The organism is Pseudomonas hunanensis, assembly GCF_013393325.1.
In the GTDB taxonomy this organism is placed as follows: Bacteria; Pseudomonadota; Gammaproteobacteria; order Pseudomonadales; family Pseudomonadaceae; genus Aquipseudomonas; species Aquipseudomonas putida_P.
Map to the genome: position 1 here is coordinate 136301 of NZ_QJRC01000072.1, position 10075 is coordinate 146375.

Here is a 10075-nt window from a genome sequence, read left to right on the forward strand (position 1 = left end):
GATTAGCCCTCGACCTTCAGCATGTAGTAAGCCTTGTTGATCATCCCGCGGTTCTCGGGAGTATCCTGGACTTCTACAGTGTGACCGATACGACGCAGACCCAGGCCTTTAACGCACAGCTTGTGGTTAGGCAGACGGCCCGAGACGCTCTTGATCAGCGTTACTTTTACGGTTGCCATGATCAGAAGATCTCCTCGACGCTCTTGCCGCGCTTGGCAGCAATGGATTCAGGAGATTGCATGGCTTTCAGACCCTTGAAGGTGGCGTAAACCACGTTCACTGGGTTGGTCGAACCGTAGCACTTGGCCAGAACGTTCTGAACACCAGCAACTTCCAGGACAGCACGCATTGCGCCACCGGCGATGATACCGGTACCTTCCGAGGCAGGCTGCATGTAAACCTTCGAGGCGCCGTGGGCAGCCTTGGTGGCGTACTGCAGGGTGGTGCCCTTCAGGTCAACCTGAATCATGTTGCGGCGAGCAGCTTCCATGGCTTTCTGGATCGCGGCTGGTACTTCGCGCGACTTGCCACGGCCGAAGCCAACACGACCTTTACCATCACCTACCACGGTCAGCGCGGTGAAGGTGAAGATACGGCCGCCTTTTACGGTTTTGGCAACGCGGTTAACTTGAACCAGCTTCTCGATGTAGCCTTCGTCGCGCTTTTGATCGTTATTTGCCATAACTTAGAACTCCAGCCCGCCTTCACGAGCAGCATCAGCCAGCGCTTTGACGCGGCCATGGTACTTGAAGCCGGAACGGTCAAAGGCAACTTGAGATACACCGGCGGCTTTCGCACGCTCAGCTACCAGCTTGCCAACCTTAGTGGCCGCGTCGATGTTGCCAGTGGCGCCATCACGCAGGTCTTTGTCCAAGGTCGAGGCGCTTGCCAGAACCTTGCTGCCGTCGGCCGAAATGACCTGGGCGTAGATGTGCTGCGAGGAGCGGAACACGCACAGGCGCACGACTTCGAGTTCGTGCATCTTGAGACGTGCTTTGCGAGCGCGACGCAGTCGAATAACTTTTTTGTCGGTCATTTACTAGGCCCTACTTCTTCTTGGCTTCTTTACGACGGACTACTTCGTCCGCGTAACGCACACCTTTACCTTTGTAAGGCTCTGGCGGACGGAAGTCGCGGATTTCAGCGGCCACCTGACCTACCAGCTGCTTATCGATACCCTTGATCAGGATGTCGGTCTGGCTAGGTGTTTCAGCGGTGATACCGGCTGGCAGTTCGTAGTCCACTGGGTGAGAGAAGCCCAGGGCCAGGTTCAGGACGGTGCCCTTGGCCTGTGCCTTGTAACCAACACCGACCAGCTGGAGCTTACGCTCGAAGCCTTGGCTTACGCCTTGGACCATGTTGTTGACCAGGGCACGGGTAGTACCGGCCATGGCACGAGCTTGCTGGTCACCATTGCGAGCGACGAAACGCAGCTCACCAGACTCTTCGGTAACTTCAACAGACGAGTGAACGTTCAGTTCGAGAGTGCCTTTAGCACCCTTCACCGAAAGCTGCTGGCCAGCGAATTTGACTTCGACACCGGATGGCAGCTTAACGGGGTTCTTAGCGACGCGAGACATGTCTATCCCCCCTTAGAACACTGTGCACAGAACTTCGCCGCCGACACCGGCAGCGCGCGCAGCGCGATCAGTCATCACACCTTTGTTGGTGGAGACGATAGACACGCCCAGACCGCCACGTACTTTCGGCAGATCGGTGACGGCCTTGTACTGGCGCAGGCCTGGACGGCTGGAGCGCTTCAGTTCCTCGATGACCGGACGGCCTTCGAAGTACTTCAGTTCGATCGACAGGGAAGGCTTGGCCTCACCAGTTACCTGGTAGCCAGCGATGTAACCTTCGTCCTTCAGAACTTTGGCAACCGCGACCTTCAGGGTAGAGGAAGGCATGCTTACGACGGACTTTTCAGCCATCTGGGCATTACGGATGCGAGTTAGCATGTCCGCTAACGGGTCCTGCATACTCATGGGCTAGATGCTCCTGATACAAGAATTATTAGCCTTGCGGCTATGACAACCACCCGAGCGGATTGGGCAAAAAACCCAGGCTCAGGTGAGCCGGTCATTCTAGACACAAGGCAGAAACGAAACAAGCCCCATATAGGGGCTTGTTTGATGGCAAGGTCACCGGCGGTCGGAAGATTGCTCCCCTTCCACCAGGATCTTGCCTGCAGCGATTACCAGGAGGCTTTAACCAGACCTGGTACGTCACCGCGCATTGCAGCTTGACGCAGCATGTTACGGCCCAGGCCGAACTTACGGTATACACCGTGAGGACGACCGGTCAGGCGGCAACGGTTGCGCAGGCGCGCAGCGCTGGCATCACGCGGCTGCTTCTGCAGAGCGACAACGGCAGCGAAACGCTCTTCTGGAGAGGCGTTAACGTTGACGATGGTCGCTTTCAGCTCAGCACGCTTCTTAGCGAACTTGGCTACCGTGAGCTGACGCTTCAGCTCGCGGTTTTTCATGCTCTTCTTGGCCATTTTCCTACTCCAATCAGTTGCGGAACGGGAACTTGAAAGCACGCAGCAGAGCGCGGCCTTCGTCGTCCGAACGAGCAGTGGTGGTCAGGGTGATGTCCAAACCGCGCAGAGCATCGATCTTGTCGTAATCGATTTCCGGGAAGATGATCTGCTCTTTCACGCCCATGCTGTAGTTGCCACGGCCATCGAAGGACTTGGCATTCAGGCCGCGGAAGTCGCGAACCCGAGGCAGGGAGATCGCCAGCAGGCGGTCCAGGAATTCGTACATCTTGTCGCTACGCAGGGTCACCTTGACGCCGATCGGCCAGCCTTCGCGGACTTTGAAGCCAGCGATGGATTTGCGAGCGAAAGTCACGACCGGCTTTTGACCGGTGATCTTTTCCAGGTCGGCAACAGCGTGCTCGATGACTTTCTTGTCGCCGATCGCTTCGCCCAGACCCATGTTCAGGGTGATCTTGGTAACGCGCGGAACTTCCATCACGTTCGACAGCTTAAGTTCTTCCTTAAGCTTAGGAGCGATTTCGTTCCGGTAAATCTCTTTCAGTCGTGCCATGGTCTTCTACCTAGCAGTGTTCAAGCATCAACCGCTTTTTGGGTCGACTTGAAGACACGAATTTTTTTACCGTCTTCTACTTTGAAACCAACGCGGTCAGCCTTGTTGGTTTCGCCGTTGAAGATGGCAACGTTGGAAGCGTGCAGAGGCGCTTCTTTCTCGACGATACCGCCCTGTACGCCCGCCATCGGGTTAGGCTTGGTATGACGCTTGACCAGGTTCACACCACCGATGACCAGACGGTCATCAGCGAGAACCTTCAGCACCTTACCGCGCTTACCTTTGTCTTTGCCGGCGATCACGATGATCTCGTCGTCACGACGAATCTTTTGCATGTCGGATCTCCTTACAGCACTTCAGGGGCGAGCGAGACGATCTTCATGAACTTCTCAGTACGAAGTTCACGGGTCACTGGCCCGAAGATGCGAGTGCCGATCGGCTCTTGCTTGTTGTTCAGCAGAACAGCAGCGTTGCCGTCGAAACGAATGATGGAACCGTCAGCGCGACGAACACCGTGACGGGTGCGCACGACAACAGCGGTCATCACTTGGCCTTTTTTGACCTTACCGCGTGGAATTGCTTCCTTGACGGTAACCTTGATGATGTCACCGATGCCGGCGTAACGACGGTGCGAACCGCCGAGCACCTTGATGCACATGACGCGACGAGCGCCGCTGTTATCGGCCACATCGAGCATGGATTGAGTCTGAATCATAAAATTTCTCCGACCCCTAGCCCTTAGACTTCAACAGCGCGTTCGAGGACTTCAACCAGTGCCCAGGACTTGGTCTTGGCCAGCGGACGGGTTTCACGGATGGAAACCTTGTCGCCGATCTTGCACTGGTTGGATTCGTCGTGCGCGTGCAGCTTAGTCGAACGCTTAACGTATTTACCGTAGATCGGGTGCTTTACGCGACGCTCGATCAGTACGGTGATGGTCTTGTCCATTTTGTCGCTGACGACACGGCCAGTCAGCGTACGGACGGTTTTTTCAGCTTCAGCCATGATCACTTACCTGCCTGCTGGTTGAGCACAGTTTTCACGCGAGCGATGTCACGCTTAACTTGCGAGAGCAGGTGCGACTGCCCCAACTGGCCAGTTGCTTTCTGCATACGCAGATTGAACTGGTCGCGCAGCAAGCCGAGCAGTTGCTCGTTCAGCTGCTGTGCCGATTTTTCACGAAGTTCATTCGCTTTCATCACATCACCGTCCGCTTAACAAAGGAGGTGGCGAGAGGCAGCTTTGCAGCAGCCAGGGCGAAAGCTTCGCGCGCCAGCTCTTCAGAAACACCCTCGATCTCGTACAGGACTTTGCCTGGCTGAATCTGGGCAACCCAGTATTCCACGGAGCCCTTACCTTTACCCATACGAACCTCGAGAGGCTTCTTGGAGATCGGCTTGTCCGGGAACACACGGATCCAGATCTTACCGCCACGTTTAACGTGACGGGTCAGCGCACGACGTGCGGACTCGATCTGGCGAGCGGTGAGGCGACCGCGAGCAACAGCTTTCAGAGCGAATTCGCCGAAGCTGACTTTGCTACCGCGCAGTGCCAGACCACGGTTGTGGCCAGTCATCTGCTTGCGGAATTTTGTACGCTTTGGTTGCAACATTTGGCGTACCCCTTACTTAGCAGCTTTTTTACGAGGCGCTGGTGCTTGTGGTTTCAGTTCTTCTTGGCGACCACCAATAACTTCGCCTTTGAAGATCCAAACCTTCACACCGATCACACCGTAAGTGGTGTGAGCTTCGTAGGTGTTGTAGTCGATATCGGCACGCAGGGTGTGCAGAGGCACACGACCTTCGCGATACCACTCGGTACGAGCAATCTCAGCACCGCCGAGACGACCGCTCACCTGGATCTTGATGCCCTTGGCACCAATACGCATGGCGTTCTGTACTGCGCGCTTCATGGCGCGACGGAACATTACGCGGCGTTCCAGCTGCTGAGCTACGCTCTGCGCAACCAGCATAGCGTCGAGTTCCGGCTTGCGGATCTCTTCGATGTTGATGTGCACAGGCACACCCATCTGCTTGGTCAGGTCCTGACGCAGCTTCTCGACATCTTCACCTTTCTTACCGATAACGATACCGGGACGAGCGGTGTGGATGGTGATGCGTGCAGTTTGAGCCGGACGATGAATATCGATACGGCTTACGGACGCGCTTTTTAGTTTGTCTTGGAGGTACTCACGCGTTTTCAGATCCTTCAACAGGTAATCTGCGTAAGTAGCACCGTCTGCGTACCAGACGGAGGTGTGCTCCTTGACGATTCCCAGGCGAATGCCAGTGGGATGTACTTTCTGACCCATCTGATCGACTCCGTTACTTGTCCGCAACCTTGACAGTGATATGGCAAGACCGCTTGACGATGCGATCAGCACGGCCTTTGGCACGTGGCATGATGCGCTTCAGCGAACGCCCTTCGTTGACGAAGACGGTGGAGACCTTCAGGTCATCAACGTCTGCGCCTTCGTTGTGTTCGGCGTTGGCAACGGCCGACTCGAGGACTTTCTTCATGATTTCAGCGGCTTTTTTGCTGCTGAAGGCCAACAGGTTGAGCGCTTCGCCCACCTTCTTCCCGCGGATCTGGTCGGCGACCAAGCGGGCTTTCTGGGCGGAGATGCGAGCGCCCGACAACTTAGCGGCTACTTCCATTTCCTTACCCCTTAACGCTTGGCTTTCTTGTCAGCCACGTGCCCGCGATAGGTGCGGGTACCGGCGAACTCGCCCAGTTTGTGGCCGACCATGTCTTCGTTCACGAGAACTGGAACATGCTGGCGACCGTTGTGAACCGCGATGGTCAGACCGACCATTTGTGGCAGGATCATCGAGCGACGCGACCAGGTTTTAACTGGCTTGCGATCGTTCTTCTCCACCGCCACTTCGACCTTCTTCAACAGGTGAAGATCGATAAAAGGACCTTTTTTCAGAGAACGTGGCACTGTCGTATCCCTCTAGTTACTTGCGACGACGGACGATCATGTTGTCGGTACGCTTATTACCACGGGTTTTAGCACCCTTGGTTGGGAAGCCCCATGGCGATACCGGATGACGACCACCGGAGGTACGACCTTCACCACCACCATGCGGGTGGTCAACCGGGTTCATGGCAACGCCACGAACGGTTGGGCGAACGCCGCGCCAGCGTTTGGCACCAGCTTTACCCAGCGAACGCAGGCTGTGCTCGGAGTTCGAGACTTCACCCAGGGTCGCACGGCATTCAGCCAGTACTTTACGCATCTCACCGGAACGCAGACGCAGAGTCACGTATACGCCGTCACGAGCGATCAGCTGAGCCGAAGCACCAGCGGAACGAGCGATCTGAGCACCTTTACCCGGCTTCAGTTCGACGCCGTGAATGGTGCTACCTACTGGGATGTTACGCAGCTGCAGGGAGTTACCGGCCTTGATTGGGGCCAGGGCACCTGCGATCAGCTGGTCGCCAGCGCTCACGCCTTTAGGGGCGATGATGTAGCGACGCTCACCGTCTGCATAGCACAGCAGGGCGATGTGAGCAGTACGGTTTGGATCGTATTCGATACGCTCGACAGTGGCTGGAATGCCATCTTTGTCGTTGCGACGGAAGTCGACCAGACGGTAATGCTGCTTATGACCACCACCAACGTGACGAGTGGTAATGCGGCCATTGTTGTTACGACCACCAGACTTCGATTTCTTCTCGAGCAGCGGTGCGTGAGGAGCGCCTTTGTGCAGCTCCTTGTTGACCACCTTGACCACGAAACGGCGGCCAGGGGAAGTCGGTTTGCATTTAACGATTGCCATGATGCACCCCTTCCTTACTCAGCACTGCTGCTGAAATCGAGATCTTGGCCTGGCTGAAGGGATACGATCGCCTTCTTCCAGTCATTACGCTTGCCCAGACCACGTGCGGTACGCTTGGTTTTACCCAGAACGTTAACAGTCGACACGTTTTCAACTTTTACGTTGAACAGGCCTTCGACAGCTTTCTTGATTTCCAGCTTGGTTGCATCGGTAGCAACCTTGAATACGAACTGGCCTTTTTTCTCAGCCAGAACGGTAGCCTTCTCGGAAACGTGCGGGCCAAGGAGGACTTTAAATACGCGTTCCTGGTTCATCCCAGCAGCTCCTCGAATTTCTTCACGGCCGAGACAGTGATCAACACTTTCTCGTATGCGATCAGACTGACCGGGTCGGAACCCTGTACGTCACGTACGTCGACGTGCGGCAGGTTGCGAGCAGCCAGGTACAGGTTCTGATCAACAGCGTCGGAGACGATCAGTACGTCGCTCAGACCCATGCCGTTCAGCTTGTTCAGCAGATCTTTGGTTTTCGGTGCTTCAACAGCGAAGTCCTGAACCACGACCAGACGGTCGCTACGCACCAGCTCAGCGAGGATGGAGCGCAGAGCTGCGCGGTACATCTTCTTGTTGAGCTTTTGCGAGTGATCTTGAGGGCGAGCTGCGAAGGTTACACCACCGCCACGCCAGATCGGACCACGAGTGGTACCAGCACGAGCACGACCAGTACCCTTCTGACGCCATGGGCGCTTACCGCCACCAGCCACGTCGGAACGGGTCTTCTGCTGCTTGGTACCCTGACGGCCGCCGGCCATGTAGGCCACGACTGCTTGGTGAACCAGCGTCTCGTTGAATTCGCCACCGAAAGTCAGTTCGGAAACTTCGATCGCCTGAGCGTCATTTACATTAAGTTGCATGTCAGTTTCCCCTTAACCGCGAGCCTTGACAGCTGGACGTACAACCACGTCGCCGCCAGTAGCGCCAGGTACGGCACCCTTGATCAGCAGCAGGTTGCGTTCAGCGTCTACGCGAACTACTTCCAGGGACTGAACAGTCACGCGCTCGGCGCCCATGTGACCGGACATCTTCTTGCCCTTGAACACACGACCAGGAGTCTGGCACTGGCCGATAGAACCAGGAACACGGTGCGACACGGAGTTACCGTGGGTGTTGTCCTGACCACGGAAGTTCCAGCGCTTGATGGTACCGGCGAAGCCTTTACCTTTGGACTGACCAGTAACGTCAACCAGCTGGCCTGCAGTGAAGAGTTCAGCTTTGATCAGATCGCCAGCCTGGAAATCGCCTTCTTCAAGACGGAACTCCCAAACACCGCGACCAGCGGCAACGTTGGCCTTGGCGAAGTGGCCTGCCTGAGCGGCAGTCACACGCGAAGCACGACGCTCGCCGACAGTGACTTGCACTGCACGGTAGCCATCGGTTTCTTCAGTTTTGAACTGGGTGACGCGATTCGGCTCGATCTCAATGACCGTGACCGGAATGGAGACACCTTCTTCGGTGAAAATGCGGGTCATACCGCACTTGCGACCGATTACACCAATAGTCATGTTGTAAACCTCATGAGTGTACGGGGCTTTCACCCGCTATGGCCGCCCATTTCAGAGCGTTACACGACTAGACCGAAGTCTTAGCCGAGGCTGATCTGTACTTCCACACCTGCCGCCAGATCAAGCTTCATCAGCGCGTCAACGGTTTTATCCGTTGGCTGGACGATGTCCAGAACACGCTTATGAGTGCGAATCTCGTACTGGTCACGCGCGTCTTTGTTGACGTGCGGGGAGACCAGAACGGTGAAACGCTCTTTGCGGGTAGGCAGTGGAATTGGACCACGCACTTGTGCACCAGTACGTTTCGCGGTTTCCACGATTTCCTGGGTGGATTGGTCGATCAGGCGATGGTCGAAAGCCTTCAACCTGATACGGATTTGCTGATTTTGCATTGGATTTCAGACTCCAGGCTGTTCCCAACGGACGCACTACGCCCGCTAAAAGGAGGCGTGATTCTATAGACGCCCCCATTTAGTGTCAACCCAATAAAAAAAACCCCCGCTGAGCGGGGGTTTTTTCAATCGGTCGAGTGATTACTCGATGATTTTGGCCACAACGCCGGCGCCGACGGTACGACCGCCTTCACGGATTGCGAAGCGCAGACCGTCTTCCATTGCGATGGTCTTGATCAGGGTAACAGTCATCTGAATGTTGTCACCTGGCATTACCATTTCAACGCCTTCCGGCAGTTCGCAGTTACCGGTCACGTCAGTGGTACGGAAGTAGAACTGAGGACGGTAGCCTTTGAAGAACGGAGTGTGACGACCGCCTTCTTCCTTCGACAGAACGTAGACTTCTGCGGTGAACTTGGTGTGCGGCTTGACCGAACCTGGCTTGACCAGAACCTGGCCACGCTCAACGTCGTCACGCTTGGTACCACGCAGCAGAACGCCGCAGTTCTCGCCAGCACGACCTTCGTCCAGCAGCTTGCGGAACATCTCAACACCGGTGCAGGTGGTGGTGGTGGTGTCACGCAGACCAACGATTTCCAGCGGATCCTGAACGCGGACGATACCACGCTCGATACGACCGGTAACAACGGTACCACGACCCGAGATCGAGAATACGTCTTCGATCGGCATCAGGAACGGCTGGTCGATGGCACGAACTGGCTCAGGAATGTAGCTGTCCAGAGTCTCTACCAGCTTCTTAACAGCGGTAGTGCCCATTTCGTTGTCGTCTTTGCCTTCCAGGGCCATACGAGCGGAACCGATGATGATCGGAGTGTCGTCACCTGGGAAGTCGTAGGTGGACAGCAGGTCGCGAACTTCCATCTCGACCAGTTCCAGCAGCTCAGCGTCGTCTACCAGGTCAGCCTTGTTCAGGAAGACCACGATGTACGGAACGCCAACCTGACGGGACAGCAGGATGTGCTCACGGGTTTGTGGCATCGGACCATCGGCGGCCGAGCAAACCAGGATCGCGCCGTCCATCTGGGCAGCACCGGTGATCATGTTCTTCACGTAGTCAGCGTGACCTGGGCAGTCAACGTGAGCGTAGTGACGAATGGTCGAGTTGTACTCAACGTGAGCGGTGTTGATGGTGATACCGCGCGCTTTTTCTTCCGGAGCCGAGTCGATCTTGTCGAACTCAACGATTGCCGAACCGAAAACTTCGGAGCAAACGCGAGTCAGAGCTGCGGTCAGAGTGGTCTTACCGTGGTCAACGTGGCCGAT

At 56.1% G+C, this 10075-nt stretch carries 21 protein-coding genes; all 21 read right to left on the bottom strand.

Annotated elements, in window-relative coordinates; all coding sequences use genetic code 11:
* Window positions 1-2: 2 nt before the first annotated feature.
* Window positions 3-179: a 50S ribosomal protein L30 gene (gene rpmD / locus DM807_RS06145; RefSeq protein ID WP_003255463.1), complete on the bottom strand. Its 177-nt coding sequence runs from the start codon at window positions 177-179 to the stop codon at window positions 3-5.
* A gap of 2 nt (window positions 180-181) precedes the next feature.
* Window positions 182-682 carry a 30S ribosomal protein S5 gene (gene rpsE / locus DM807_RS06150; protein ID WP_003255465.1) on the bottom strand — a complete coding sequence of 167 codons (501 nt, stop codon included), beginning with the start codon at window positions 680-682 and terminating at the stop codon, window positions 182-184.
* Window positions 683-685: 3 nt separating this feature from the next.
* Window positions 686-1036: a 50S ribosomal protein L18 gene (gene rplR, locus DM807_RS06155; RefSeq protein WP_003255467.1), complete on the bottom strand. Its 351-nt coding sequence runs from the start codon at window positions 1034-1036 to the stop codon at window positions 686-688.
* Between the two features lie 10 nt (window positions 1037-1046).
* Entirely contained in the window at window positions 1047-1580 is a 534-nt protein-coding gene (rplF, locus tag DM807_RS06160) for a 50S ribosomal protein L6 (protein ID WP_003255469.1), read from the bottom strand.
* Between the two features lie 12 nt (window positions 1581-1592).
* A complete protein-coding gene (gene rpsH / locus DM807_RS06165; RefSeq protein WP_003255471.1) occupies window positions 1593-1985 on the bottom strand; it encodes a 30S ribosomal protein S8 in 393 nt (130 codons plus the stop codon).
* A 209-nt stretch (window positions 1986-2194) separates the two neighbouring features.
* Entirely contained in the window at window positions 2195-2500 is a 306-nt protein-coding gene (gene rpsN / locus DM807_RS06170) for a 30S ribosomal protein S14 (RefSeq protein WP_008089807.1), read from the bottom strand.
* Window positions 2501-2513: 13 nt separating this feature from the next.
* On the bottom strand, window positions 2514-3053 hold the full coding sequence (gene rplE / locus DM807_RS06175) for a 50S ribosomal protein L5 (protein ID WP_003255474.1): 540 nt from the start codon (window positions 3051-3053) through the stop codon (window positions 2514-2516).
* A 20-nt stretch (window positions 3054-3073) separates the two neighbouring features.
* The gene (gene rplX / locus DM807_RS06180) at window positions 3074-3388 is read right to left on the bottom strand and encodes a 50S ribosomal protein L24 (protein ID WP_003255476.1); all 315 of its coding nucleotides are present in this window, start codon (window positions 3386-3388) and stop codon (window positions 3074-3076) included.
* A gap of 11 nt (window positions 3389-3399) precedes the next feature.
* Entirely contained in the window at window positions 3400-3768 is a 369-nt protein-coding gene (gene rplN, locus DM807_RS06185; RefSeq protein ID WP_002555479.1) for a 50S ribosomal protein L14, read from the bottom strand.
* Between the two features lie 23 nt (window positions 3769-3791).
* Entirely contained in the window at window positions 3792-4058 is a 267-nt protein-coding gene (gene rpsQ, locus DM807_RS06190; protein ID WP_008089812.1) for a 30S ribosomal protein S17, read from the bottom strand.
* A gap of 2 nt (window positions 4059-4060) precedes the next feature.
* Window positions 4061-4252: a 50S ribosomal protein L29 gene (gene rpmC, locus DM807_RS06195; RefSeq protein ID WP_002555481.1), complete on the bottom strand. Its 192-nt coding sequence runs from the start codon at window positions 4250-4252 to the stop codon at window positions 4061-4063.
* Window positions 4252-4665, bottom strand: a complete 414-nt coding sequence (rplP, locus tag DM807_RS06200; RefSeq protein ID WP_003255479.1) for a 50S ribosomal protein L16 — start codon at window positions 4663-4665, stop codon at window positions 4252-4254. Before rplP ends, rpmC begins: the two co-directional genes overlap by 1 nt.
* A gap of 12 nt (window positions 4666-4677) precedes the next feature.
* A complete protein-coding gene (gene rpsC, locus DM807_RS06205; RefSeq protein WP_003255481.1) occupies window positions 4678-5364 on the bottom strand; it encodes a 30S ribosomal protein S3 in 687 nt (228 codons plus the stop codon).
* 13 nt (window positions 5365-5377) lie between these two features.
* Window positions 5378-5710, bottom strand: coding sequence for a 50S ribosomal protein L22 (gene rplV, locus DM807_RS06210; RefSeq protein ID WP_003103908.1), 333 nt, complete (start codon window positions 5708-5710; stop codon window positions 5378-5380).
* Window positions 5711-5721: 11 nt separating this feature from the next.
* Complete coding sequence (gene rpsS / locus DM807_RS06215; RefSeq protein ID WP_003255482.1) at window positions 5722-5997, bottom strand: 30S ribosomal protein S19; 276 nt, start codon at window positions 5995-5997, stop codon at window positions 5722-5724.
* 16 nt (window positions 5998-6013) lie between these two features.
* A complete protein-coding gene (gene rplB, locus DM807_RS06220) occupies window positions 6014-6838 on the bottom strand; it encodes a 50S ribosomal protein L2 (protein WP_008089816.1) in 825 nt (274 codons plus the stop codon).
* A gap of 14 nt (window positions 6839-6852) precedes the next feature.
* On the bottom strand, window positions 6853-7152 hold the full coding sequence (gene rplW / locus DM807_RS06225; protein ID WP_003255484.1) for a 50S ribosomal protein L23: 300 nt from the start codon (window positions 7150-7152) through the stop codon (window positions 6853-6855).
* The gene (rplD, locus tag DM807_RS06230) at window positions 7149-7751 is read right to left on the bottom strand and encodes a 50S ribosomal protein L4 (protein WP_003255485.1); all 603 of its coding nucleotides are present in this window, start codon (window positions 7749-7751) and stop codon (window positions 7149-7151) included. Before rplD ends, rplW begins: the two co-directional genes overlap by 4 nt.
* A 12-nt stretch (window positions 7752-7763) precedes the next feature.
* Complete coding sequence (gene rplC, locus DM807_RS06235) at window positions 7764-8399, bottom strand: 50S ribosomal protein L3 (protein ID WP_003255486.1); 636 nt, start codon at window positions 8397-8399, stop codon at window positions 7764-7766.
* A gap of 80 nt (window positions 8400-8479) precedes the next feature.
* Window positions 8480-8791 carry a 30S ribosomal protein S10 gene (gene rpsJ / locus DM807_RS06240; protein ID WP_003186070.1) on the bottom strand — a complete coding sequence of 104 codons (312 nt, stop codon included), beginning with the start codon at window positions 8789-8791 and terminating at the stop codon, window positions 8480-8482.
* Between the two features lie 141 nt (window positions 8792-8932).
* The coding region (gene tuf / locus DM807_RS06245) for an elongation factor Tu (RefSeq protein WP_125924594.1) at window positions 8933-10075 on the bottom strand (1143 nt) is incomplete at its 5' end.

Coding starts and splice junctions, on each gene's coding strand:
- rplR (WP_003255467.1), bottom strand. CDS start 1,036: ATGACCGACAAAAAAGTTATTCGACTGCGTCGCGCTCGCAAAGCACGT.
- rplX (WP_003255476.1), bottom strand. CDS start 3,388: ATGCAAAAGATTCGTCGTGACGACGAGATCATCGTGATCGCCGGCAAA.
- rplN (WP_002555479.1), bottom strand. CDS start 3,768: ATGATTCAGACTCAATCCATGCTCGATGTGGCCGATAACAGCGGCGCT.
- rpsC (WP_003255481.1), bottom strand. CDS start 5,364: ATGGGTCAGAAAGTACATCCCACTGGCATTCGCCTGGGAATCGTCAAG.
- rpsH (WP_003255471.1), bottom strand. CDS start 1,985: ATGAGTATGCAGGACCCGTTAGCGGACATGCTAACTCGCATCCGTAAT.
- rpmD (WP_003255463.1), bottom strand. CDS start 179: ATGGCAACCGTAAAAGTAACGCTGATCAAGAGCGTCTCGGGCCGTCTG.
- rplD (WP_003255485.1), bottom strand. CDS start 7,751: ATGCAACTTAATGTAAATGACGCTCAGGCGATCGAAGTTTCCGAACTG.
- rplB (WP_008089816.1), bottom strand. CDS start 6,838: ATGGCAATCGTTAAATGCAAACCGACTTCCCCTGGCCGCCGTTTCGTG.
- rplC (WP_003255486.1), bottom strand. CDS start 8,399: ATGACTATTGGTGTAATCGGTCGCAAGTGCGGTATGACCCGCATTTTC.
- rpsJ (WP_003186070.1), bottom strand. CDS start 8,791: ATGCAAAATCAGCAAATCCGTATCAGGTTGAAGGCTTTCGACCATCGC.
- rplW (WP_003255484.1), bottom strand. CDS start 7,152: ATGAACCAGGAACGCGTATTTAAAGTCCTCCTTGGCCCGCACGTTTCC.
- rplV (WP_003103908.1), bottom strand. CDS start 5,710: ATGGAAGTAGCCGCTAAGTTGTCGGGCGCTCGCATCTCCGCCCAGAAA.
- rplP (WP_003255479.1), bottom strand. CDS start 4,665: ATGTTGCAACCAAAGCGTACAAAATTCCGCAAGCAGATGACTGGCCAC.
- rpsE (WP_003255465.1), bottom strand. CDS start 682: ATGGCAAATAACGATCAAAAGCGCGACGAAGGCTACATCGAGAAGCTG.
- rpsQ (WP_008089812.1), bottom strand. CDS start 4,058: ATGGCTGAAGCTGAAAAAACCGTCCGTACGCTGACTGGCCGTGTCGTC.
- rpmC (WP_002555481.1), bottom strand. CDS start 4,252: ATGAAAGCGAATGAACTTCGTGAAAAATCGGCACAGCAGCTGAACGAG.
- rpsN (WP_008089807.1), bottom strand. CDS start 2,500: ATGGCCAAGAAGAGCATGAAAAACCGCGAGCTGAAGCGTCAGCTCACG.
- rplF (WP_003255469.1), bottom strand. CDS start 1,580: ATGTCTCGCGTCGCTAAGAACCCCGTTAAGCTGCCATCCGGTGTCGAA.
- rplE (WP_003255474.1), bottom strand. CDS start 3,053: ATGGCACGACTGAAAGAGATTTACCGGAACGAAATCGCTCCTAAGCTT.